Annotated in this window: 20 protein-coding genes; 7 read left to right on the forward strand and 13 right to left on the reverse strand. The window is 64.2% G+C overall.

What is annotated here, in order from left to right:
- Positions 1 to 276 precede the first annotated feature (276 nt).
- The 5 genes from AC1RGE_RS08215 (at position 277) to AC1RGE_RS08235 (ending at position 7,699) form a co-directional block, all read left to right on the forward strand.
- Positions 277 to 1,668: a GntP family permease gene (locus tag AC1RGE_RS08215; RefSeq protein WP_011061852.1), complete on the forward strand. Its 1,392-nt coding sequence runs from the start codon at positions 277 to 279 to the stop codon at positions 1,666 to 1,668.
- Between the two features lie 7 nt (positions 1,669 to 1,675).
- On the forward strand, positions 1,676 to 2,449 hold the full coding sequence (gene hbdH, locus AC1RGE_RS08220; RefSeq protein ID WP_492583912.1) for a 3-hydroxybutyrate dehydrogenase: 774 nt from the start codon (positions 1,676 to 1,678) through the stop codon (positions 2,447 to 2,449).
- A 127-nt stretch (positions 2,450 to 2,576) separates the two neighbouring features.
- The gene (locus tag AC1RGE_RS08225; protein ID WP_065364303.1) at positions 2,577 to 4,532 is read left to right on the forward strand and encodes an acetoacetate--CoA ligase; all 1,956 of its coding nucleotides are present in this window, start codon (positions 2,577 to 2,579) and stop codon (positions 4,530 to 4,532) included.
- Positions 4,533 to 4,831: 299 nt separating this feature from the next.
- On the forward strand, positions 4,832 to 7,372 hold the full coding sequence (locus tag AC1RGE_RS08230; RefSeq protein WP_011061855.1) for a PAS domain-containing hybrid sensor histidine kinase/response regulator: 2,541 nt from the start codon (positions 4,832 to 4,834) through the stop codon (positions 7,370 to 7,372).
- A gap of 51 nt (positions 7,373 to 7,423) precedes the next feature.
- The gene (locus AC1RGE_RS08235) at positions 7,424 to 7,699 is read left to right on the forward strand and encodes a peptidylprolyl isomerase (RefSeq protein ID WP_011061856.1); all 276 of its coding nucleotides are present in this window, start codon (positions 7,424 to 7,426) and stop codon (positions 7,697 to 7,699) included.
- Positions 7,700 to 7,758: 59 nt separating this feature from the next.
- On the opposite strand, the gene AC1RGE_RS08240 is transcribed toward AC1RGE_RS08235, so the two are convergent.
- From AC1RGE_RS08240 to AC1RGE_RS08275, 8 genes are all read right to left on the reverse strand, one after another.
- A complete protein-coding gene (locus tag AC1RGE_RS08240) occupies positions 7,759 to 8,667 on the reverse strand; it encodes a sugar kinase (protein WP_492583914.1) in 909 nt (302 codons plus the stop codon).
- A gap of 249 nt (positions 8,668 to 8,916) precedes the next feature.
- Complete coding sequence (locus AC1RGE_RS08245) at positions 8,917 to 10,134, reverse strand: amino acid deaminase (RefSeq protein WP_492583915.1); 1,218 nt, start codon at positions 10,132 to 10,134, stop codon at positions 8,917 to 8,919.
- A 47-nt stretch (positions 10,135 to 10,181) separates the two neighbouring features.
- Positions 10,182 to 10,946, reverse strand: coding sequence for an IclR family transcriptional regulator (locus AC1RGE_RS08250; protein WP_011061859.1), 765 nt, complete (start codon positions 10,944 to 10,946; stop codon positions 10,182 to 10,184).
- Between the two features lie 130 nt (positions 10,947 to 11,076).
- Positions 11,077 to 11,466, reverse strand: a complete 390-nt coding sequence (locus AC1RGE_RS08255; RefSeq protein ID WP_011061860.1) for a RidA family protein — start codon at positions 11,464 to 11,466, stop codon at positions 11,077 to 11,079.
- A 256-nt stretch (positions 11,467 to 11,722) separates the two neighbouring features.
- Complete coding sequence (locus tag AC1RGE_RS08260) at positions 11,723 to 13,156, reverse strand: RtcB family protein (protein ID WP_019095389.1); 1,434 nt, start codon at positions 13,154 to 13,156, stop codon at positions 11,723 to 11,725.
- A 199-nt stretch (positions 13,157 to 13,355) separates the two neighbouring features.
- Entirely contained in the window at positions 13,356 to 13,481 is a 126-nt protein-coding gene (locus AC1RGE_RS08265) for a hypothetical protein (protein WP_258610896.1), read from the reverse strand.
- A 90-nt stretch (positions 13,482 to 13,571) separates the two neighbouring features.
- Positions 13,572 to 14,399, reverse strand: a complete 828-nt coding sequence (locus AC1RGE_RS08270; RefSeq protein WP_053152412.1) for a hypothetical protein — start codon at positions 14,397 to 14,399, stop codon at positions 13,572 to 13,574.
- A gap of 89 nt (positions 14,400 to 14,488) precedes the next feature.
- Complete coding sequence (locus AC1RGE_RS08275; RefSeq protein ID WP_011061864.1) at positions 14,489 to 15,229, reverse strand: hypothetical protein; 741 nt, start codon at positions 15,227 to 15,229, stop codon at positions 14,489 to 14,491.
- 376 nt (positions 15,230 to 15,605) lie between these two features.
- Between AC1RGE_RS08275 and AC1RGE_RS08280 the strand changes: the two genes are divergently transcribed.
- Positions 15,606 to 16,178: a type 1 glutamine amidotransferase family protein gene (locus AC1RGE_RS08280; RefSeq protein ID WP_492583917.1), complete on the forward strand. Its 573-nt coding sequence runs from the start codon at positions 15,606 to 15,608 to the stop codon at positions 16,176 to 16,178.
- Between the two features lie 115 nt (positions 16,179 to 16,293).
- Here AC1RGE_RS08280 and AC1RGE_RS08285 read toward each other — a convergent pair whose 3' ends face one another.
- The 5 genes from AC1RGE_RS08285 to AC1RGE_RS08305 form a co-directional block, all read right to left on the reverse strand.
- Positions 16,294 to 16,761, reverse strand: a complete 468-nt coding sequence (locus AC1RGE_RS08285; RefSeq protein ID WP_210693954.1) for a DUF6368 family protein — start codon at positions 16,759 to 16,761, stop codon at positions 16,294 to 16,296.
- 151 nt (positions 16,762 to 16,912) lie between these two features.
- Entirely contained in the window at positions 16,913 to 17,308 is a 396-nt protein-coding gene (locus tag AC1RGE_RS08290; protein WP_011061867.1) for a hypothetical protein, read from the reverse strand.
- 132 nt (positions 17,309 to 17,440) lie between these two features.
- Positions 17,441 to 18,703, reverse strand: coding sequence for an NAD(P)/FAD-dependent oxidoreductase (locus AC1RGE_RS08295; RefSeq protein ID WP_258610898.1), 1,263 nt, complete (start codon positions 18,701 to 18,703; stop codon positions 17,441 to 17,443).
- A gap of 10 nt (positions 18,704 to 18,713) precedes the next feature.
- The gene (locus AC1RGE_RS08300; RefSeq protein ID WP_492583918.1) at positions 18,714 to 19,802 is read right to left on the reverse strand and encodes a polyamine ABC transporter substrate-binding protein; all 1,089 of its coding nucleotides are present in this window, start codon (positions 19,800 to 19,802) and stop codon (positions 18,714 to 18,716) included.
- A 51-nt stretch (positions 19,803 to 19,853) separates the two neighbouring features.
- Entirely contained in the window at positions 19,854 to 21,155 is a 1,302-nt protein-coding gene (locus AC1RGE_RS08305; RefSeq protein ID WP_346624368.1) for an NAD(P)/FAD-dependent oxidoreductase, read from the reverse strand.
- Between the two features lie 136 nt (positions 21,156 to 21,291).
- Here AC1RGE_RS08305 and AC1RGE_RS08310 point away from each other — a divergent pair, with 136 nt between their 5' ends.
- Positions 21,292 to 22,269 (forward strand): LysR substrate-binding domain-containing protein, encoded by a 978-nt coding sequence (locus tag AC1RGE_RS08310; RefSeq protein WP_019095395.1) that lies wholly within the window; start codon positions 21,292 to 21,294, stop codon positions 22,267 to 22,269.
- The last annotated feature ends 486 nt before the right edge of the window (positions 22,270 to 22,755 follow it).

A 22,755-nucleotide genomic window follows, 5' to 3' on the forward strand; every position in this document is an offset into this window, starting at 1 on the left:
ACAAATCTCAGTTTAAAGAATCTACCGCGCACTGCGCTTTTCGCTGGCAAGCCAGCTCCTACGGCAGGCTGAACGATCTCTGTAGGAGCTGGCTTGCCAGCGAAGAGGCCGGTAAACCCAAAAAATTCTCCAAACAGAGACAATCAACGTCAATTCGCCCCCAGAAAAATAAAAATATCTATATATTTCAATAGCTTAATTAGATGGCACAGTTCTCGCTATAACGCTCTCCACACGCAACACCCGACAACAATAACAATCCTGGAGAGACACACCATGAGTGTGATCATTGCCTTGGCAGCCCTGGCGCTGCTGATGCTCGCTGCCTACCGTGGCTACAGCGTCATCCTCTTTGCCCCCATCGCCGCCCTCGGCGCGGTGCTGCTCACCGACCCGTCCGCCGTGGCGCCCGCCTTCACCGGCGTGTTCATGGAGAAGATGGTCGGCTTCATCAAGTTGTATTTCCCGGTGTTCCTGCTGGGCGCGGTGTTCGGCAAGCTGATCGAGCTGTCGGGCTTTTCCCGCTCCATCGTCGCGGCCGCCATCCGCCTGCTGGGCACCCGCCAGGCCATGCTGGTGATCGTACTGGTCTGCGCGCTGCTGACCTACGGCGGGGTCTCGCTGTTCGTGGTGGTGTTCGCGGTCTACCCCTTTGCCGCCGAGATGTTCCGCCAGAGCAACATCCCCAAGCGCCTGATCCCGGCGACCATCGCCCTGGGGGCGTTTTCCTTCACCATGGACGCCCTGCCCGGCACCCCGCAGATCCAGAACATCATCCCCAGCACCTTCTTCAATACCACCGCCTGGGCCGCGCCCTGGCTGGGGGTGATCGGCACCATCTTTGTGTTCTGCGCCGGCATGCTGTTCCTCCAGCGCCAGCGCAACAAGGCGCAGAAGGCCGGTGAAGGCTACGGCACCGAGCTGCGCAACGAGCCGGAAACCGCCGAAGACCTGGAACTGCCCAACCCCTGGCTGGCGCTGTCGCCGTTGCTGCTGGTGGGCATCATGAACCTGCTGTTCACCCACTGGATTCCCCAGTGGTACGGCAAGACCCACAGCCTCAGCCTGCCGGGCATGGCGGCGCCGGTAACCAGCGAAATCGCCAAGCTGACCGCCATCTGGGCGGTGCAGGCGGCGTTGCTGGTGGGCATCCTGATGGTGCTGGTGTTCGGTTTCTCGGCGATTCGCAGCAAGCTCGCCGAGGGCAGCAAGAGCGCGGTCAGTGGCGCCCTGCTGGCGGCCATGAACACCGCCTCGGAATACGGCTTCGGTGCGGTGATCGCTTCCCTGCCAGGCTTCCTGGTGCTGGCCGACTGGCTCAAAAGCATCCCCAACCCGCTGGTCAACGAAGCCATTACCGTGACCCTGCTGGCGGGCATCACGGGCTCGGCCTCGGGCGGCATGAGCATCGCCCTGGCGGCCATGTCCGAAAGTTTCATCAGCGCCGCCCACGCGGCCAACATTCCCCTGGAAGTGCTGCACCGGGTGGCCGCCATGGCCAGCGGCGGCATGGACACCCTGCCCCACAACGGCGCGGTGATCACCCTGCTGGCGGTCACCGGGCTGACCCATCGCGAGGCCTACAAGGACATTTTCTGCATTACCCTGATCAAGACCCTGGCGGTCTTCGTCGTCATCGCCACTTTCTACGCCACCGGCATTGTGTGAGGTATTCATGACCACTCTTTCTGGCAAGATCGCCCTGGTCACCGGGTCCACCAGCGGCATCGGCCTGGGGATCGCCCTGGTGCTGGCCAAGGCCGGGGCCAAGCTGATTCTCAACGGTTTTGGCGATGCCTCGAAGGCGATCGCCGAGGTCGCACAATTCGGCGGCCAGGTCGGCCATCACCCGGCGGATGTCAGCGACCCTGCGCAGATCACCGAGATGTTCGCCTACGCCGAACGGGAGTTCGGCGGCGTCGACATCCTGGTCAACAACGCCGGCATCCAGCACGTGGCGGCGGTGGAGGAGTTCCCCGTGGAGCGCTGGGATTCGATCATCGCCATCAACCTGTCGTCGGTGTTCCACAGCACCCGCCTGGGGCTGCCGGGAATGCGTGCCAAGGGCTGGGGACGCATCGTCAACATCGCCTCGGTGCACGGCCAGGTAGGTTCGGTGGGCAAGGCCGCCTATGTCGCGGCCAAACACGGGGTGATCGGTTTGACCAAGGTGGTGGGCCTGGAAACTGCCACCAGCAACGTCACCTGCAACGCCATCTGCCCGGGCTGGGTGCTGACCCCGCTGGTACAGAAGCAGATCGACGACCGAGTCGCCGCCGGCACCGATCCGCAACAGGCCCAGCATGATCTGCTGGCGGAAAAGCAACCGTCCCTGGCGTTCGTCACCCCGTCGCAACTGGGGGAACTGGTGCTATTTTTGTGCAGCGAAGCCGGCGCCCAAGTGCGTGGTGCGGCGTGGAACATCGATGGCGGGTGGTTGGCGCAATGACGCGCGTCTCTGGCTGACGTCTTCGCCGGCAAGCCGGCTCCTACACGGCTGTGCTGGCCCGCGTAGGAGCTGGTTTGCCAGCGAACAGCCCCCCCAAAAAAACAACAATAAGAACACGAGGCCTTGCATGTCCGACCTACTCTGGCAACCCAGCGCCGAGCGCATCGGCAAGACGCGGATGGATGCCTTTCGCCGCTTCGTCAATCAGCGCCACGGCCTGAATCTTCACGACTACCCCGCCCTGCACCAGTGGAGCATCGACCAGCGAGAAAGCTTCTGGCAGGCCATCGTCGACGTCTTCGACGTCAGCTTTCACCAACCGGCTGAAGCGGTGCTCCGCGAAGGCCCGCAGATGCCCAGCGCCCAATGGTTTCCAGGGGCCACGCTGAACTTCGCCGAGCACCTGCTCAAGCGTCGGGATGACAGCGTCGCGGTGGTGGCGATCAACGAAAACGGCCAGCGCGAACAATTGACCCACGCCGAACTGGCGGCCCAGGTGGCCGGCCTGCAACGCAGCCTGCGGGACGCTGGAGTCGGCCTCGGTGACCGGGTTGCCGCTTGCATGCCCAACACCTGGCAGACCCTGGTGGGCATGCTCGCCAGCACCAGCCTCGGGGCCGTGTGGTCCAGCTGCTCGCCGGATTTCGGCACCCAGGGGGTGGTCGACCGCTTCGGCCAGATCGAGCCCAAGGTACTGATCACCTGCGCCGGCTACCGCTACGCCGGCAAGGACATCGACCAGACGGCCAAGGTCAACCAGATCCTCGAGCGCCTGCCGTCCCTGGAGCAGTTGCTGATCGTGCCCTACGCCCGCTCGCAGGCCCGGGCCGAGGACTACCGCACCCCCGCCAGCGTCAGCCTGTGGGACGACTTCTACCGCCCCGGCGGCGAGCCCGAATTCACCCCGGTGCCCTTCGCCCATCCGCTGTACATCCTCTATTCCAGCGGCACCACCGGGGTGCCCAAGTGCATCGTCCACGGCACCGGCGGGGTGCTGCTGCAACACCTCAAGGAGCACGGCCTGCACGCTGACCTGGGCCCCGGCGAGCGCCTGTTCTACTACACCACCTGCGGCTGGATGATGTGGAACTGGCTGGTCTCGGCCCTGGCCACCGGGGCCAGCCTGGTGCTCTACGATGGCTCGCCGTTCCATCCCGGCAACGAGCACCTGATGGACCTGATCGACCGCGAAGCCATCAGCGTCTTCGGCACCAGCCCCAAGTACCTGGCGGCTCTGGAAAAGGCCGGCAGCCGGCCGCGCCAGAGCCACCGCCTGGAGAGCCTGAAGACCCTGCTGTGCACCGGCTCGCCGCTGTCGCCGCAGAGCTACGACTACGTGTACCGCGAGATCAAGAGCGAGCTGTGCCTGGCCTCGATGTCCGGCGGCACCGATATCGTCGCCTGCTTCGTCGCCGGCAATCCGATACAACCGGTGCGCCGCGGCGAGATGCAAGGCAAGGGCCTGGGCATGGCCATCGAAGTGTGGAACGACCAGGGCCAGCCGGTGATCGGCGAGAAAGGCGAGCTGGTGTGCACCCGGCACTTCCCCAGCATTCCCGTGGGCCTGTGGCACGACCCGGACCAGAGCAAGCTCAAGGCCTCGTACTTCAGCCTGTTCCCCGGCGTCTGGGCCCAGGGCGACTACGCCGAACAACTGGCCGAGGGTGGCTGGCTGATCCATGGGCGTTCGGACGCCGTGCTCAACCCCGGCGGGGTGCGTATCGGCACCGCGGAAATCTACCGCCAGGTGGAAAAGCTGGAGCAGGTCCTGGAAAGCCTGGCCATCGGCCAGAGCTGGGAGCAGGACGTGCGGGTGGTGCTGTTCGTGCGCCTGCAAGACGGCGTGGAGCTCGATGAAGCCTTGCAGGAACACATTCGCCAGGTGATTCGCAGCAACACCACGCCGCGCCATGTGCCGGCGAAGATCCTCGCGGTCACGGACATTCCCCGCACCATCAGCGGTAAGATCGTCGAACTGGCGGTGCGCAACGTGGTGCACGGCCTGCCGGTGAAGAACACCGACGCCCTGGCCAACCCCGAGGCCCTGGAACAGTTTCGCGACCGCGAGGAGTTGCGCCACTGACCCCGCCCTTTGCAGGAGCCGGCTTGCCGGCGAAGGCGTCGTCCAGGTCGGCGCGCTCGGCAATGGCCACTTCGCTGGCAAGCCGGCTCCTACGGGCTACCGCATCCCCAACGCATCACTCTGATAACCGTTCAGCCCCTCTAGACTGGTCATCCGCCGCAAAAGCGGGTGAAAATGTGCGCGCCGAAAACGCCTACAATCCATCCGTTTGAATATGCACCGCATGTCCATGCGACTTTTCGAGTGCGCGAGCCTGTGGCGTCGCCGCGTAATACCGCACCACCCAGGACACCTTCGACATGAATGGCCCCCACTCCGGCAGCGAAGCCGCCAACCTGATTGCCCGCCTGGACTGGTCGGCCACTCCCCTCGGAGAATCCGGCCACTGGCCCCAGAGCCTGCGCACCGCCGTGGACATCGTGATCCATTCGCCGATGCCGATGCTGCTGCTGTGGGGCGCCGAGCTGACGCAGATCTACAACGACGGCTTCGCCCTGCTGGCGGGCAACAAGCACCCCAGTGCCTTCGGCCACCCGGCGCACCTGACCTGGCCGGAACTGATGGACTTCACCGACCCGATCTACCGCGCCGTGCTCAACGGCCAGGTGCGCACCTTCAGCGAACAGCGCTTCAGCCTGCAACGCACCAACGGCAGCGAATACGACCTGTGGCTGGACCTGACCTACAGCCCGATCCGCAACGAACGCGGCGACGTCGCCGGAATCCTGGTCACCGCCATCGAGACCAACGAGCGCCGGCGCATCGCCCTGGAACTGCAGCAGCGCTCCGACGACAGCCTGCGCGCCCAGCACGAGACCGAAGAGCGCCTGCAACTGGCCCTGGCGGCCACCGACGCGGTGGGCACCTGGGATTGGGACATCGGCGAAGACCGCTTCATCGCCGACGCGCATTTCGCCCAGTTGCACAGCGTCGATCCGCAGCAGTCCCGGCAACTGCCGATCAGCGAATACCTCAAGGGCGTGCACCCGGAAGACCGCGGCATGGTGGCCCGGGGCATCAAGCATTGCATCACCCACGGCACCGAATACGCCGAGGAGTACCGCCTGCAACTGGCCGACGGCCAGCTGCGCTGGGTGTTCGCCCGAGGCCGCTGCTACAAGGACCACCATGGCCGGCCGACGCGTTTTCTCGGCGCGGCCCTGGACCTCACCGAACGCAAGCAGATGGAACAGGCGCTGCGCCAGAGCCAGACCGAGCTGCAACTGATCATCAATGCCATGCCCGTGCTGATCGGCTATGTCGACCACGAGGAACGCTTTCGCCTGAACAACAGCGCCTACCTGGACTGGTACGGCCTGACCCCGCAAGAGCTGTACGGCAAGAGCATCCGCGAAGTGGTCGGCGACGAGATCTACGCCACTCGCGCCGAGAACATCAAGGCCGCACTGGCCGGCAAGCCGTGCAGCTTCGAGGCCAACTCGCCGCACCGCGACGGCCGGCCGCGCCATGCCCTGATGAAGTACCTGCCGCGTTACGGCGCCGACGGCGCGATCAATGGTTTCTACATCTTTGTCATCGACGAAACCGAGCGCCGGCAGACCGAAGAAGCCCTGCGCAATCTCAACGAAACCCTGGAGGAACGGGTCAACCAGCGGACCGAGGCACTGGCCACTGCCAACCAGCGCCTGCAGAACGAAATGTTCGAGCGCGAACGCGCCGAAGACGCCCTGCGCCATGCGCAGAAGATGGAAGCCGTGGGCCAGCTCACCGGCGGCATCGCCCACGACTTCAACAACATGCTCACCGGCATCATCGGCAGCCTGGACCTGATGCAGCGCTATATCGACAACGGCCGCGGCGCCGAGATCGGCCGCTTCACCGAAGCGGCCATGTCCTCGGCCAAACGCGCGGCGTCCCTGACCCACCGCCTGCTGGCCTTCTCCCGGCGCCAGTCCCTGGACCGCCAGCCCCTGGACCCCAACCAGCTGGTGCGCTCGCTGCAAGAGCTGTTCAACCACACCAAGGGCGAGCACATCGAGCTGCAGATGCAATTGGCGGACGGCGTGTGGCCGGTGAACACCGACGCCAGCCAGTTGGAAAATGCCCTGCTCAACCTGGTGATCAACGCCCGCGACGCCATGCCCGACGGCGGCAGGCTGCTGATCGAAACCGCCAACAGCTACCTCGACGGCAGCGACATCAGCACCCTGGAACCGGTCAAGGCCGGCGACTACGTGATGCTCGGCGTCAGCGACAACGGCGCCGGCATGAGCCCGCGGATCCTGGCCAAGGCCTTCGATCCGTTCTTCACCACCAAGCCCATCGGCCAGGGCACGGGCCTGGGGCTGTCGATGATCTACGGCTTCGCCCAGCAGTCCGGCGGCCACGTGACCATCAGCAGCGAACCGGACCAGGGCACCTGCGTGCGCCTGTACCTGCCAAGGCTGTTCGCCGCACCACTGGACAGCGCCGAACCCGCCACCCTCAACCAGGCGCCCCAGGCCATCGCCGGGGAAACCGTGGTGGTGGTGGAAGACGACCCGGCAGTGCGCATGCTGGTGCTCAATGTCCTCGCCGAACTGGGCTACCGCGCCTTCGAGGCCGAAGATGCGCGCAGCGCCCTGCCCTTGCTGGAATCGCCGATGCGCGTCGATCTGCTGGTGACCGATGTCGGCCTGCCGGGCATGAACGGCCGGCAACTGGCGGAGATCGCCCGCCAGCAGCGGCCCGGGCTCAAGGTGCTGTTCATGACCGGCTACGCGGAAAAGGCGGCCGAGCGCCAGGGCTTCCTGGAGCCGGGCATGGACCTGATGGCCAAGCCGTTTTCCATTGAGGAAATGGCCCAGAAGATTCGTCAGATGATCGGCCGCGCGTCCTGAATTCAGGCATAATCCGCGGCCGCCGATTTCCCGCTACAAGGTCACCCGCCCATGAAAGCCCAAGCCCGCCACATCCTGGTGAAAACCGCCGAAGAGGCTGAACAGCTCAAGCAGCGCATCGCCAAGGGTGAAGCCTTCGACGTACTGGCGAAGAAATACTCCACCTGCCCATCCGGCAAGCGCGGCGGCGACCTGGGGGAAGTGCGCCCGGGGCAGATGGTCGGTGCCATCGACCAGGTCATTTTCAAGAAGCCCCTGCGCACCGTGCATGGCCCGATCAAGAGCAAGTTCGGCTATCACCTGGTGCAAGTCTTCTTCCGCGACTGACCCCGGGCCTTGTAGGAGCTGGCTTGCCAGCGAAAACGCCCGCAAGGTCAACGCCCGGTTCAATGGCGGGGTATCAGGGCGCCGGGATGCTGGATGACCTGGCTCGCCAGCCGGTGCCCGGCCTCTGCCGCTTGCACCGGGCTGCCGCCCAGCAGGCGCCGGGCCAGATAGGCTGCGCTGAACGAATCCCCGGCCGCCGTGGTGTCCACTACCTGCTCCACCCGCTGGGCCGGCACCTCGAAAGCACCACCCGCCACGCGAATCAGGCAGGGCTCGGCGCCCCGCTTGAGCACCACTTCCGGAATGCCCTGATACGCCGCGAACACCGCTTCGGCATCCGGATAGGCAAACAGCGCTTGCTCATCCTCCAGGGTCAGCAATGCCAGATCCACCTGGGGCAATACTTCGCGGTACGCCGCCCGGGCCTGTTCGACCGACGCCCACAGGCGCGGCCGGTAGTTGTTGTCGAAGACTATCAGCGCCTGGCGCTGGCGCGCCTCGGCCAGGGTCTGCAACAACTTCCCGCGCCCCACCTCCCCCAGCACCGCCAGGGTGATGCCGCTGAAATACAGCACATCGTAATGCTTCAGCGCTTCAAGGATCGGCCCGGCCGCCGCCGTGGTAAAGCAGTCGCGCACTGCCGCCTCGTTGCGCCAGTAGAGAAAGCGCCGCTCGCCCCGGGCATCGGTCTGGATGCAATACAGCCCAGGCAGGCGCCCCGGCAAGCGCTGCACCCGCTCCAGGCCGATGCCCTCCGCCGCCCACCCCTGGCACATGGCATCGCTGAAGCTGTCATCGCCCAGGGCAGTGACGTAATCCACCCGCCCGGCCTCGCCCATTTCCCGCGCGAGGTACACCGCGGCGTTCAGGGTGTCGCCGCCAAAGCTCTGTTGCAGGCTGCCGTCATGATGCTGCTGTAGCTCGATCATGCATTCGCCAATGGCCGCGATGCGTTTCTTCCTGTCCATGTTCCTGACCTCCCCTCAAAGCACATTCCACCGGGTAGGAGCTGGCTTGCCAGCGAAGGCGCCCGCACGGCCTGCGCACCATCCAGAGGCCTCTTCGCCGGCAAGCCGGCTCCTACAGACCCAACATCTCCCCAGCCCCGTAGGAGCTGGCTTGCCAGCGAAGGCGCCCGCACGGCCTGTGCACCATCCAGAGGCCTCTTCGCCGGCAAGCCGGCTCCTGCAGACCCTGCATATCCCCGGCTCCGGCGATCAGAAACAGGTTTCCAGATTCTCGATCACCTGCAGGCGCTCATCCACCAGCAACCCGGTGCGCCATTTGTCGAAGGTCAGGCAGGGGTGCGAAGTACCGAAGGAAATGATGTCGCCAATGCGCAGCTCCACTCCCGGCGCCACCGTGAGAAACGCATGCTGGTCCATCACCGCAGTGACCTTGCACGCCCCCACGTCATCCCCGGCACTGGCCTGGGCCCCGGCGCGATAACGCCGCAGCGGTACCGGCAAGCCGGCGTCATGGGCCACATCGCGCTTGCCCAGGGCCACCACGGCAAAGCCCGGCTCCGGCAGCGATTGCACATGGGCCCAGACCTCCATGGCCGGGCGCAGGCCCTCCTCCAGGTCGGCGCGGCGATCCAGCACGCAGCACTGCGCCTCTTTATAGATGCCATGGTCATGAGCCACGTAACTGCCCGGACGCAGCACACTGAGGAAGCGGCCCTTGACGTTGTGGGTCTCGAAGGATTCGGCAATCAGGTCATACCAGGCTGACCCCGAGGCAGTGATAATCGGCCGCTCGATGGCGAACAGCCCGTCGTTGTGCAGGTCCACCGCCAGGCGCACCAGGGAGTCGGCGAACTGGCGGATGCCGCTGATGGCCTGATCGCCATGGATCACCCCTTCATAACCTTCGATACCGCACAGCGCCAGGGCCGGCTGCGCCTGGATCGCCTTGGCCAGGGCCAGCACCTCCTGCTCGGTGCGGCAACCGCAACGCCCACCGACCACGCCGTACTCGATCATCACCTTGAGCGTGACCCCACGCTGGGCGAAAAACGCCCCCAGGTCGGCGACGCTGTCCGGGTGATCGACCATGCAATAGAAATCGAAATCCGGGTCCGCCAGCAGCTCGGCGATCAGCGCCATGTTCGGCGCCCCCACCAACTGGTTGGCCATCAACACCCGGCGCACGCCATGGGCATAGGCAGCGCGAGTCTGTACCGCAGTGGCCAGGGTGATGCCCCAGGCGCCGGCGTCCAACTGCCGCTGAAACAGCGCGGGCATCATGCTGGTCTTGCCGTGGGGCGCCAGCTCGGCACCGCTGTCACTGACGAACTTCTGCATCCAGCGGATGTTGTGTTCCAGGGCCTCGCGGTGCAGCACCAGGGCCGGCAGGCTGACGTCTTGCAACAGGCTCGCGCCCTGGGCAGCGGCGCCCTTTTCCACCAGTGGCAGGTTCAATACGGAAGACATCTTGGCACTCCTTATCAAGGCAGCTGCGCACAGCCGCGAAACAGTCATCAATCGTTGATACGCCGGGCCAGACGGTTGGCGCTGTCGATCAGCACCCGGCGATATTGCTGGTAATTGCGCTGGGCATCGGCCCTGGGCGCGACGATGCAGAGCGTGCAGATGCACACCCCGTGCTCATCGCGCACCGGTGCGGCAAAACAATGGGTAAAGGTGTCGGCCACGCTGTCGAAGGAAAAGAACCCATCCTCGGTGGCCTGGCGGATTTGCTTGAGAAACGTCTCCAAGGGCAGACGCTCACCGTCGGGCAGAACGAAGTCCCGTTCATCGATCAGGTCGACAATCTGCCCATCGCTCAAATGCCCCAATAGCAACCGCCCGGAAGCGGTCCAGGGAATCGGCGCGTTCTCGCCGATGTTCGAGGAAATGCGGAAGTGCCGCTCGCCCTCCTTCATCAGCGCCACCGTGTATTTGCGCCCGTTGAGCAGGCACATCTGCGCGGTTTCCTGGGTCTGGCGGACGATTTCCTGCAAGGCCTGATCGGCCTCGCGGCTCAGGTCGAAATGACGCAAATGGGCCTGACCGAGAAAGTACAACTGGCGGCCCAGGTACACATGCCCCTCCTGGCCCACCGGTTCCAGTACCCGCCGCTCCAGCAGGGAAGCCACCAACTCATAGACCGTGGACTTGGGGCCGCCAATGCCCTTGGCGATATCGTTGGGCCGCAACGGCTGGCCGACCTCCTTGAGGAAATCGAGAATATCGAACGCCCGATCCAGGCCCTTGGCCCGACGCTTGATGTTGTCTTCGCTCATCTACCTGCGCCCCCTCTATCGACCCGTAGGAGCCGGCTTGCCGGCGAAGAGGCCCTCAAGCCTTGTGCCACCCTCAGGGGCGCCTTCGCTGGCAAGCCAGCTCCTACAGGCCAGCGCCTACACGTGGCCATCAGGCCTTCTTCTTGTAGGCCACACAATCGATCTCGACCTTGCAATCCACCATCATGCTGGCCTGCACACAGGCCCGGGCCGGCGCGTGTTCGGGCTTGAAGTACTCACCGAACACCTTGTTGAAACTCCAGAAATCCCGCGGGTCTTCCAGCCACACGCCAACCCGCACCACATCCTCCAGGCCATACCCGGCCTCTTCGAGAATGGCCACCAGATTGCGCAGCGTCTGATGCGTCTGCTCGACGATCCCACCGTGAATGATCTCGCCATCCAGCGCCGGCACCTGGCCGGACACATGCAGCCAGCCATCGGCCTCGACCGCGCGAGCGAAAGGACGCGGCTGGCCACCGCCTGCGGTGCTACCGGTGCCGTAACGGGTGATGCTCATGAGAGGTTCTCCTGGTTGAAGGCTGAGCAGACAAGACCACCCTCGGGAAAACAAAGGCGGCCTGGGCCACACAGCAATAATTCCGCTACAACGGAATTAAATATCAAATAACGGAATAAATTCCGCAGGAGTGTGCCATGGGGAGCACGGAACATGACAGGGGGGTCAGAACAATCGGGCCGGGAGCGACCATGGATCGGCCGTCCAGTTGCACGGCAAACCCGAATACCCTCCCCGCCCAACAGCCCTCTCGTGCTTACGCCTTGAACGTCAGGATCGGCGAAAACCGCGCTATTACCGACACCGTGCCCTCTTCCACCTGGGACTGGATCACCTGGCCAATTTCCTTGTAGGCCCCCGGTGCTTCTTCGATCATCCGCTCTTCCTTGGTGGTGATGCACTCCACGCCCTGCAGGCCGAGGAAGGCCTTGTCCTTCTTGGCCTTGAACACCACCTCGCTGCGCGACATGGAGCGCCCGGCGCCGTGGCTGGCCGAGCGCAGCCAGCGTTCGTTGCCCAGCCCGGTGAGCAGGTAGGAGTCATGCCCCATGCTCCCCGGAATCAGCAGCGGCTGCCCGGCATAGGCCGGTGTGGCGCCTTTGCGGTGGACGTTGCCGCCTTCCTCGCGCAGCACGATGTTGTGCGGTACATCGACAATCAGCGGCGCTTCGATGCCCGCGCCGAACACCTGCCGAGTGCGCTGGCGTACCATTTCGGCGATCAGTGCGCGGTTGGCGTCGGCGTAGTGCGCGGCGCTGTGCATGGCCAGCAGGTACTCATCGGCCATCTCGCCAAACAGGGCGAAGATCTTCGAATCGGGATGCTTGATCCCGGCCGGCCACAGGGCCTTGGCCTTGTCCATCCAGCGTCGGCCTACATAGAAGCCCACGTCGCGAGAGCCAGTGTGGATCATCATCACCACCTGCCCCACGGACAGGCCCTGGGCAAAGCAGGCCTGGCGATCCACCAGTTCGGTGACCACCTGGATCTCGACAAAGTGATTACCACCGCCCAGGGAACCCAGGCCCGGGTCGCGAAGGATCTTGCGCGAAAGGTCCTGCAGGGCCTCCGGTGCATAGTCGGCGCTGCCGCGGGCAAAGGACGACTCATGCAGGCCCGAAAGCTCACGCTGCAACTGGGCGAAATCCGCCCCGGCAAACAGCCCGATCGGGTCCTGTTGCTGTACCTGAGCCCAGAAATCCCCCAGCCCCGAAGCAAACAGCGCGCTCATGGCCGTGGGGCTGGTGGGAATATTGCGCGTGCCTTCCAGCAGATCGCCACGCACCAGGGCGGTCCACTTGGCCTTTTGCGCCATGAACTGCTCGTAGTTCAGCCCCAGCTTGTGCAGGCGCATGCCGCAATTGATGTCGGTGCCGATGGCTTGCGGCACCACCATGTCGTGGCTGGTGACGATCACGCTGCCCACCGGAATCGGGCTGCCGGTATGGAAATCCGGCGTGGCGCAGGCGCACTTCACTTCGCCGCCATGGGGGTGGGCGACCTTGGCGAAATCCATCAGTTGCAGGATGGCTTTCTCTTCGATGGCAAAACTGTCGGGCAGCAGCAGATCCACCTTGAGGCCGGCGTCATTGGTGGACGAGATAGAGAGGGAATTGGAATTCAGGCGTTCGATGGCCACCCCGGAACGGGCGAGCTTGTGCTGAATTCTTTTCAGAGGAGTCTTGGTCATTTTTCAACTGCTTTTCTTGGACGCAACAAAACAACCACCCTTTTGGTGGCTGGAATTGTCTGGTCAGCAGCGAAACTTAGACGGCGCGGATAATGGGGGAATGACGCTGTGGATGTAAATAGCCGGGGAGAAATTATTTAAGGAGGCGCCTGGCGAGACGCCTTCGCCAGCAAGCGGGCTCCTACAGAGCTGCGTGGGGTCAGAAGTTGAAGCGCACGCCCTTGATCTGCACCTTCTGCGCCTGGCAGTTGGCGGCCTGTCCGGCATGTGCGCCTCGCGCCAGCAACCATGCTGCCAGCGACCACACCTCTTTTGACTTGAACATCGGACCTGCCCCCTGGGAAAAGGCCGCTGTCATTCCCGGGGTACTGAGTAGTCGCCAGCGACCGTCTTCGCGAGCAAGCTCGCGCCTGCATCAGTGCCCGCTGACGTCTGTCAGGGGAAACTTGTCCGGCCCACCCTTCCAAGGCGTGTACAGCACCGTGGCAGACACGGTCGGCAGCTTGCCGTCGATCAGGACGAAACCCGGCATCTGCAGCAAGTTCATCCGCTCGCACAAGCGGGTGGCGCGCTCGCGCAGTTGCTTGTCGGGCTTGAACGACTCGGCGCGATAGCTCACTTCACGCAGGCTGACCTTGCATTCCTGCACCCGGCCCTGTGGGTCGGCCTTGACTCGGAAACTGGCCACGCCGACGCCGTCCACCGGCAAATTTGCCAGGGTGTGCTCCCAGAAGTAATGACCCCTGGCGTACTGTTCGGCGTTCAGATCAAGCTTCTTCGATTGCTCAGGCTCCAGCTCCAGCCGCGGGAACACCAGGGTTTGCGAGACCGTGAATAAGCCGCTCACATTGAACACCGTGGCGGGCAGCATCGGAAACACTGTGTTCCAACAGACCGCCCGGACCATCTCCTCCAGCTTCGATGCCGAGGAGCCGGGCTGCGGGGGCGAATCCGGGATGGCCCGCGCCGTACAACTGACGACCTGATTCTTGCGATTGAACTGGGTGGCCAGCTCCACGCTGCCCACCCATTTTTCCTGGTTGGCCCTGAGGCTGTCGCGGCGCAATACCTGCTGAAACGTCCGAGTAAAAAGCGGCCAGTCCATCTGGTGAAATTCCGCCTCGGAGGAAGGCAGAGCATCCGGCGAATAGGCTTTGCAACCGGGCACGGTCAGAACGGCGATCCACAGCAGGCCAGACACTGTGTACTGGCCTGCAATACGCCGCTTGCTCAACGTCTTCAAGCGCCTCATCCATGTTCCCTCGTTGCTCCGGCCTCGCGCGGGCCATTTCGTCGATGCTGCGCCATTCAACCCTGCTGGAAGTCCAGCGGCTACTTATCGACCCGCCCCACCTTGCTCTGAAGTCGTTCGACCGTGTTGTAGATGACCTTGTAGTGAGTACAGAGAATCAACTTGCCATCTTTGCTCAGCTCAATAGGCATTCCGAGCACCTTGGAGCTCGACGCAGAGTGGCCGCCAATCACCAGGCCGCCGCTCATGCCCTTGGGGCTGAACAACTGAGGTTCGCCATCAGGCCGGCTGAAGTTGAGGAAGAAGTTTGCCTCCGCGTTGGCGCCATGGCGTTGCAGCAGGACTGCCGAGGCTTCGACAACGTTCGTCTGTATCCCATGGGTCTGAACCAAGATCGGTTCGTCCTTTGCGAACAATCCCTTGTTCTTCGAACTCGGGTACCCCAGAACACAGGCCGGATGCTGTGAAAGGGTGGTGTCGATGATCATGTCCTTAACAATGAACAGCGCATCGTCTTCCAGTCGTTCAAGATCGTCCTCGATCAACGGATAGACCGCGATGTCGAACTTGTCGTCAGCCACCGGCGACAGGTGTGATTTGTAGTAGCCACGAACAAGAGACAGGGGACCTTTGCGAGTGCCGACGAACAACGGCCCATCCCCACGAGTTTCCAGCACATGCCTGGCGGTGATCAGAAAACCTTCGTCCCCCACCTTCAGAAACGAGCAAGACCCTACCAGAACCCGCTTCTTGTTTTCGTAGGCAAAAATCGGCTTGCACAAGCCGAATACCACATCGGTCATCAACCCTTGAACATCCATGCGTCACAACTCCCTGTTTGTCATTCCATCACCAGCGGGCGATTTACCGCACCACCTCGATCTACCAATCCCACTTGTCCAAGTCCGATTTCCCCCCAAGCCGCACGAACCTCACCCGAACAGGGCTAGCGGCGAAAGCGTCAATGCGAAAACGGAACCAGAGCTGATCGTGCGGGCATCCCTGCGAGGCAGATCCAAAATAATCAAGGCGCGGATATTAAGGGGACCGTGAAGCAGAAGGCCATCAATAATTGTCTTTTAATATCATCTCGCCACTCACCCCTTCGATGATTGGAAAACGGCCGCGTGCGCCGGCTGAAAATCGGGTTACCCTGCGCCTCGTCTTTAAACTACCTACCCAAGGAAGGACCGCCCCATGACCCGCGCCATTACCCTTGTCTGCGACAATTTCGCCGACTGGGAAACCGCCCTGATCAACGCCACCGGCCGTGGCTACTATGGCTTCGACTGCCGTTACGCCTCACCCAAGGGTGCCATCGTGACCTCCATGGGCGGCCTGCGGGTAACCCCGGACCTGGCGTTGGAAGATATTCGTCTGGATGAGGTGGACCTCTTGATGGTCTGCGGCGGGACGGTCTGGCAAAGCCCCCAGGCGCCGGATATCCGCGAACTCCTACGCGCGGCCAAGGAGCGCAAGCTGGTCCTCGCCGGTATCTGCGACGGCACCCGCGAACTGGCCCGGGCCGGGGTGCTGGACCACCTCAAGCACACCTCCAATTCGGCGGACAACCTGCTGGCGTTGGGTTATGCCGGCGCCGCGCACTACCAGGATGTGCCCCATGCGGTAGCGGACCAGCGCGTGATCACCGCCCCGGGCAGCGCTCCAGTGAGTTTCATGGCACAGATTCTCGGCGCCCTGGGCATCAGCGACGACAACCTGACCTTCTACCTGGGCCTGCACGCCGCCGAGCACCGCCAGCAAACCTGACCCTCCCCTGTAGGAGCCGGCTTGCCGGCGAAGGCGATCTCCCGGCCGCCTTGGCTGGCAAGCCAGCGCCTACGCAAGGTAGTGGGTGGGCGGCAGTGCGGGCGTGTGCCGTGGATTATTTCACCAGCCGAAAATCCCGGTGGCCCAACCATGCCGAAAAGTCCGCAGCGCTGAAAATGCTCTCGCCCTCATGCTCGATGATCGCCAGCCCCGCCAGAAATTCGCTGTCCCGGGTGTAGGCATGGATGCTGGCGCCGAAGGCCAGTACGCCATCCAGGTGACGGGCCAAGGTCAGCGCCGCCTGCCCTAGGCGCTGGTGATCCGCCTGGTCTTTATCCATGGCCGCCAGGCTCAGAATGTCTTCAGGGAGCCATCCCAGTTGCCCGGCCAGCCCGGCATATTCCGCCAGCTCCCCTGGATATTCGGCCCCCATCCCGAACAGCATGGGGCTGCCGTCAATGAAGAACGAGCTCGTACCGGCCCAGGGTTGATCCGCAATTGCGGCCAGACAGGCCCGCACCCGGTTTTCGAGCAAGCCATCGATCTGGCGCGGTAAAAGCACCCTGACAGTCGGCCCGGCCATTGAGTCACCTCCTCCAGCGCACCGCATCCGCAACTGGGATAACGGGCGAGCCCTTGTTCGCTGCATCAGCAGGCATCAATGCTCAAGCCCGCTGCCGGTCAGTGCATTCACCGGACCGGGAGCATAAAAGCCCGTGGTGCAATAGCCAAGCTCAGCGCCTGGAACCATTGACCCCCAACACCTCTTCCAACCGCTTCGCCTCGCCCTCCGTCAACAAGGGCGCAGGCGGTTGGACAAGGCGCTGGCTGGACAGGGCGGGCACCGGGGCCGTTGGTTGGGCCGTCTTCGCAGTACGGGTGCGGCTCGCGCTGCTTTGCGGGTACAGCGCTTCATCCAGGCATTTGTCGCGCATGCCCTGGCTGGACAGGCCGTGGCAACCGGTGCCGTTGGACAGGGCACGGGCACCGCAGGTGGCCTTGCTGTCGGGGTCCTTGAGGTCGATGCAGCCCAGGGAACCAAAGCCATGGCCCAGTACCGAGGCGGGATCTTCGGCGCAAGCTGCGCCGGCACACAGGAACAGGGAGGTCAGCACAAGTGCATTTCGCATAGGGGCGCGTCCATGGCTAGCGTAGGTCCCCCGGCGCCTTTCCGGCCGCCGGGCAGGTCTGTCGAGGGAAAAAGCCGTTGTAGCAGATGAACATGACCGTTTCCCTTCCCCATAACCACCGCTGTTGCGTGACTAGCGGAAACGCCCCGCCAGGAAGGGTTGCAGGTTCACGCTCGGGGTCAGCCCGCTGGCCTGTTCCGCCACCAGTTGCCCACTGATGGCGGCCAAGGTCAGGCCAACGTGACCGTGGCCGAAGTTGTAGTGCACCTGGGGCAGCAGCCGCGACTGGCCGAGCACCGGCTTGCTGTCCGGCAGCGAGGGACGAAAGCCCATCCACCGGGAAACCGGTTCGTGGTGCAGGGTCAGGAAGCGTCGCGCCGCCCGGGACAGGTAGTGATAGCGGCGCGGGTCCGGCGCGGCGTCGAGGCCGCCGAACTCCACCGTGCCCGCCACCCGCAGCCCTTGGGCCATGGGCGTCAGGTAGAAACCGCCGGCGCCCCAGCACACCGGGCGGCTGAGCAAGCCGCCAGCCTGATCGAACAGCACGTGATAACCGCGTTCGGTGTCCAGGGGAATCTCGTCCCCCAGGCTCTGCGCCAGGCGGCGGGACCAGGCGCCGCTGCACAACACCAGGCGTTCGGCGGGCAGTTGCTCGCCACTGCCGAGGCGGGCAAGCACCCGCTCGCCGTCCTGGGCGCTGCGCTCGACCCCCTGCAACTCATCGCGGCGAAACACTCCGCCGCGCTCGATGAAGCACCGCAGCAAGCGCTGGCTCAATGCGAAGGGATCGAGGGTGCGGCTGACCTGGGGCAGTTCCAGCGCCAGGGCCGCACGGGCGTTGAGGGCCGGCTCCATGGCCCGTAGCTCCGGCCCTTGCACCAGGCGCATGGGTACCTCGAACCCCTGGTGATAGGCCAGCATGTCGATAGCGCTCTGCCGCTCGTGGGCCTCGAAGATGTACAGCGAGCCGTCATGGCGCACCAGGTCGTTGGCCCCGGCATCGTCGAACAACGCCTGCCAGGCGCCCATGCAGGGCTTGAGCAGGCTGTGCAGGTCATGGCTGATGGCCTTGACCCGCGGCTCGCTGGAGCTTTGCAAAAAGCGCCATAGCCAGGGGGCGATCCGTGGCAGGTAACCCGGGCGGATCGCCAGCGGGCTGTCGCGCCGCAACAGCATGCCCGGGGCCTGGCGCCAGATGCCGGGGGTTGCCACTGGCTCCACGGCATAGGTGGCGAAGGTACAGGCATTGCCGAAGGAAGTGCCGCTGCCCGGCGGCTGGCGGTCCAGCAGGGTCACCCGCCAGCCCAGGCGCTGCAGCCACAGGGCGCTGGCCAGGCCCACCACCCCGGCCCCCACCACCACGGCGTGGCCGCGTTGTTGCTGACTTGCAATCATGCCGTGCTCCTCATGTGCCGCTGACGACCCGGGTCCACAGGCGAGTGCTCAGGCGCATGCCGGCCGGGGTCATGGTCTTGATCGGGAACAGCGTATCGAGCACCGACTGCGGCGGGTAGGCCGCCGGGTTGCTGCGCAACTGCGGTTCGATGTAGGGCAAGGACGCCGCATTGCCGTTCGCGTACTGCACGAAGTTGCTGATGTTGGCGATCACCTTGGGGTCCAGCAGGTAGTTCAGGTAGGCGTAGGCGTTGTCCAGGTGCGGGGCGTTCCTGGGAATCACCACCATGTCCATGGCCACGGTGGAGCCTTCCCTGGGAATGCTGTAGCCGAGGTTCACGCCGTTTTTTGCCTGCTGCGCGGTGGCCATGGCTTGCAGCACGTCGCCGCTGAAACCCACGGCCACGCAGATGTTGCCGTTGGCCAGGTCGCTGACGTACTTGGCCTGGTGGAAGTAGAGGATCGAGGAGCGGATCGCCTGCAGCGCCGCTTCGGCCTTTTTCAGGTCCGCCGGCTGTTCGCTGTGGGGGTCCAGGCCCAGGGCATTGAGGGTGATGGGCACCATCTGTGTCGGGTTGTCGAGAAAGGCCACGCCGCACTGCTTGAGCTTCTGGATGTTCTCCGGCTTGAACAGCAGTTGCCAGGACTGGGTGACATCGGTGTCGCCGAAAATCGCCTTGATCTTGTCGACGTTGTAGCCGATGCCCACGGTCACCCACATATAGGGAATGCCGTACCTATTGCCCGGGTCGCTGGTTTCCAGCAGCTTCATCAGCTTGGGATCGAGGTTGTTCCAGTTGGGCAGCCTGCTGCGATCCAGCGGCTGGATCGCCCCGGCCTGGATCAGCCGCGGCAGAAAGTGGTTGGACGGGCTGGCCAGGTCATAGCCGCTGCCGCCGGTCATCAGCTTGGCCTCGGTGGTCTCGTTGCTGTCGATCACGTCGTAGGTAGTCTGAATTGCGGTGCGCTGGGTGAACTGGGCCAGGGTGTCCGGAGCGATATAGCCGCTCCAGTTGGCGATGCTCACGGTCTCGGCCGCCTGGACGCTTGCGGCGCACAAGGCCAGGGATAACAGTGCCGTAGTGGTGCGATTGATCATGTTGCCGCCCTCTGTGCTCTTATTATTGCGGCGTTTCATTCGCCGCGACGGTTAACGTTCGTGTCGCGCGCGCTGCACTTCCCAGCCCATGCGCAAGCTTGCTCCAATGTCGAAAAACGGTCGGGGTGGCAGGTAGCCGGGCCGGGCCTGGGACAGCACGTCCCGCAGTAGCGAGGAGTCGCAGCCGGCGGCCATTTCCACCAGCAGCCGGCCCCACAGGGTGCCCCGGGCCACCCCCGAGCCGTTGCAGCCGGCCACCGCGTGCAGGCCTTCGGCGACCCGGCTGAAGTACGGCTCGCCGGAACGGGTGCCGCTCAGGTGCCCGGTCCAGGTGTATTGCAGGTCGGTATCGGTAATGCCGGGAAAGCGCTTTTGCAGGCCCCGCAGGTGTTCCTGGCGGCGCACCGCCAACTGCGCCGGGCCGAGATCGCGCTGGCGATACTCGACGGTGTTGCGCATCAGCAGGCGGCGCCCGGGCAACAGGCGCACCGTGGCCGCCCCGGGCAAGGTGGAGAGCACGCCCCAGCCCTGCTCATCCAGCAGCCGCTGCCAGTGATCTTCCTGCAGGGGCCGGGTGATGCTGGCGCTCAGTTCCAGGGGGAAGGTGCGACTGTGCCGGACACCGAGCCGGGGCAGGAAGGCACCGACACAGGCCAGCACCTGGGGCGCCTGGATCTCGCCCTCCCCGGTCACCGCCCGCCAGCCCCGGCCCGACAGAGGCTGCAGGTCCTGCACCGGGCTGTTCTCGAACACCTCCACCCGCTCCGGCAGGCGCTCCAGCAGGCCCTTGACGTATTTGGCCGGCTGCAGCAGCGCGTTGCCACCGGCGCAGTGGATGGCCCGCTGGTAGAAGCCGCTGCCCAGGCGTTGCTGCAAGGCCGCGCCTTCCAGGTACTGGGCCTGGGCGCCCGCGGCATTCAGGGTGGCGACTCGGGCGCCGCTGTCCTGCAAGTGCTGCCCCTGGTGCACGGCGAAGTGATAGCCGCCAGCGTCGAACTCGCACTCGATGCCCAACTCGTCAATGCGCCGGCGCACCTCTTCACCGGCAGCGATGCCGATGCCGCAGGCAAGCTGATAGGCCGAGTGGCCGGGCCGGCCCAGCAACTCATCGGCGCCGGGCAATTCATGGCTGACCACAAACCCCGAGTTGCGCGCCGAAGCCCCCTGGGCCGCCCGCTGGCGATCCAGCAGGACGATGCGTTGCTGGGGCAACATCCGCGCCAGGGCATGGGCCGCCGAGAGGCCGGTGATGCCACCGCCAATGATCAGCCAATCGGCTTTCTGTAGGCCCTTGAGGGTTGGCCGCTGGGAAGTCTGCCCTGCCAGGGCGATCCAGCCACATACATTGTTCAAAGCCTGTCACTCCTGCACAATCCATGCGCCCGGAGCATTCAACAGAACACTCAACCCGGCGCCACATGCCTACAATCTATGGATGTGATGGCTTTATTTCGAACGTTATTAATTCATCCATCTATTCGGAAAACGCATGGATAACCCTCTTCGACTGCCCTCGTTGCAGGCCCTGCAGACCCTGGTCAGCGTGGCCCAGACCCACAGCTTCACCGAGTCCGCGGCGCGCCTGCACCTGACCCAGAGCGCGGTGAGCCGGCAGATCCAGCAACTGGAGGAGCACTATGGGGTCAGCCTGTTCGAGCGCAGCAGCCGAAGGGTCTCGCTGACCGAACAGGGGCGCGATGTCTGCACGGTGGCCACTCAAGTCCTGAGGTCCCTCGGCTCCCTGCAGGAACGCCTGGCCCCGGCGCCCCTGGACCGGCCGTTTCGCATCCGCATCTTTGTCTCCCTGGCGGTGCGCTGGTTGCTGCCGCGGCTCAGCGGTTTCTACGCCGCCAACCCCGGGCTGTGCCTGTCGATCGAGACCGTGGGCGGGGCCACGGTAGACCCCGGCGGCGATTGCGATGCCTATGTGCTGTACCTGCCGGAAGGCCTGGACGAGCGGCCGCTGACCCCGCTGTTCGACGAATACCTGGTACCGGTGTGTGCCCCAACGCTCAGTGACGGGCAATTGCCGCCGCGCTCCCTGGAGGAACTGGCCGGGCACGCGCTGATCCACGGTTCTACCAGCCGCCAGGAATGGACCGCCTGGCTGCAGGCCCAGGACGACCAGACGCCCCACAGTTACAAGCATCTGCTGTTCAACCTCGACGACCTGGCCCTGGACGCCGCAGCCCGGGGGCTGGGGGTGGCCATGACGGACCTGATCCTGGCCCAGGACTCGATTGCCCGGGGCAGCCTGCTGATCCCCTTTGGCCAGGCGCTCAAGACCGGCGGGGTCTATGCCCTGTGGCTACGCGACAGCGGCGCCGCGCATCCGGCCTGCGAAACCGTATTGAACTGGTTCCAGGCTCAGGCAGCCGAACGGGATCTACCCGCGGCACGAGGCCTGGCTGGGGCGATTGCAGCAGCCCTGCCCACCCTGGGTGGCAGTAAATCCCTGGCTGAATGACTGGACCAGGCCCTGCTGCTCATGGGCCGAAAAAAACACTGAAGGGCCGATGAACACAGCCCGGGAAAGCTCGAGCGCCGCCGGCGCTCAGCTGTAGAGCGTCACCATTGCCCAGGCAAAACACGCCAGCACCAGGGCCATCCCCACTACATACACCGCTAAAGCACGACCCACAGCATCACTCCACGAACCAGGCAGTCATCAACACACTCACTCTCGGGGTGAGTCATGGCGCGCATTCTAGCAGCGCGCGACGTCATTTTGACACGAACCTCTAAGCCTGATTAAAAGCCTCCCGACAAATGGTATTGGCGTCAATTTAATGGCTTAAATCAGCCTGATTCTACTTAACGGGTAGCCGAACTGCGAAACATCATCTTGCATTGCGCCCAGTGTTTTCTTTCCGCCGAGAAACCTGCTGCCTCCGGAATCAATGCAAGCCCCCTTTTCCCGCTAAACCGCGAACCTGAGCGCTATCAGCGCCTG

It is taken from the genome of Pseudomonas sp. GW823-FHT02C05, assembly GCF_058797595.1.

What these genes read in the sequence shown, in the direction of transcription:
- AC1RGE_RS08300 (WP_492583918.1), bottom strand. Translation starts at nt 19,802, where the DNA reads ATGATCAATCGCACCACTACGGCACTGTTATCCCTGGCCTTGTGCGCC.
- AC1RGE_RS08295 (WP_258610898.1), bottom strand. Translation starts at nt 18,703, where the DNA reads ATGATTGCAAGTCAGCAACAACGCGGCCACGCCGTGGTGGTGGGGGCC.
- AC1RGE_RS08230 (WP_011061855.1), top strand. Translation starts at nt 4,832, where the DNA reads ATGAATGGCCCCCACTCCGGCAGCGAAGCCGCCAACCTGATTGCCCGC.
- AC1RGE_RS08290 (WP_011061867.1), bottom strand. Translation starts at nt 17,308, where the DNA reads ATGCGAAATGCACTTGTGCTGACCTCCCTGTTCCTGTGTGCCGGCGCA.
- AC1RGE_RS08245 (WP_492583915.1), bottom strand. Translation starts at nt 10,134, where the DNA reads ATGTCTTCCGTATTGAACCTGCCACTGGTGGAAAAGGGCGCCGCTGCC.
- AC1RGE_RS08255 (WP_011061860.1), bottom strand. Translation starts at nt 11,466, where the DNA reads ATGAGCATCACCCGTTACGGCACCGGTAGCACCGCAGGCGGTGGCCAG.
- AC1RGE_RS08285 (WP_210693954.1), bottom strand. Translation starts at nt 16,761, where the DNA reads ATGGCCGGGCCGACTGTCAGGGTGCTTTTACCGCGCCAGATCGATGGC.
- AC1RGE_RS08310 (WP_019095395.1), top strand. Translation starts at nt 21,292, where the DNA reads ATGGATAACCCTCTTCGACTGCCCTCGTTGCAGGCCCTGCAGACCCTG.
- AC1RGE_RS08215 (WP_011061852.1), top strand. Translation starts at nt 277, where the DNA reads ATGAGTGTGATCATTGCCTTGGCAGCCCTGGCGCTGCTGATGCTCGCT.
- AC1RGE_RS08275 (WP_011061864.1), bottom strand. Translation starts at nt 15,229, where the DNA reads ATGGATGTTCAAGGGTTGATGACCGATGTGGTATTCGGCTTGTGCAAG.
- AC1RGE_RS08250 (WP_011061859.1), bottom strand. Translation starts at nt 10,946, where the DNA reads ATGAGCGAAGACAACATCAAGCGTCGGGCCAAGGGCCTGGATCGGGCG.
- AC1RGE_RS08265 (WP_258610896.1), bottom strand. Translation starts at nt 13,481, where the DNA reads ATGTTCAAGTCAAAAGAGGTGTGGTCGCTGGCAGCATGGTTGCTGGCG.
- AC1RGE_RS08240 (WP_492583914.1), bottom strand. Translation starts at nt 8,667, where the DNA reads ATGGACAGGAAGAAACGCATCGCGGCCATTGGCGAATGCATGATCGAG.
- hbdH (WP_492583912.1), top strand. Translation starts at nt 1,676, where the DNA reads ATGACCACTCTTTCTGGCAAGATCGCCCTGGTCACCGGGTCCACCAGC.
- AC1RGE_RS08235 (WP_011061856.1), top strand. Translation starts at nt 7,424, where the DNA reads ATGAAAGCCCAAGCCCGCCACATCCTGGTGAAAACCGCCGAAGAGGCT.
- AC1RGE_RS08225 (WP_065364303.1), top strand. Translation starts at nt 2,577, where the DNA reads ATGTCCGACCTACTCTGGCAACCCAGCGCCGAGCGCATCGGCAAGACG.
- AC1RGE_RS08280 (WP_492583917.1), top strand. Translation starts at nt 15,606, where the DNA reads ATGACCCGCGCCATTACCCTTGTCTGCGACAATTTCGCCGACTGGGAA.
- AC1RGE_RS08260 (WP_019095389.1), bottom strand. Translation starts at nt 13,156, where the DNA reads ATGACCAAGACTCCTCTGAAAAGAATTCAGCACAAGCTCGCCCGTTCC.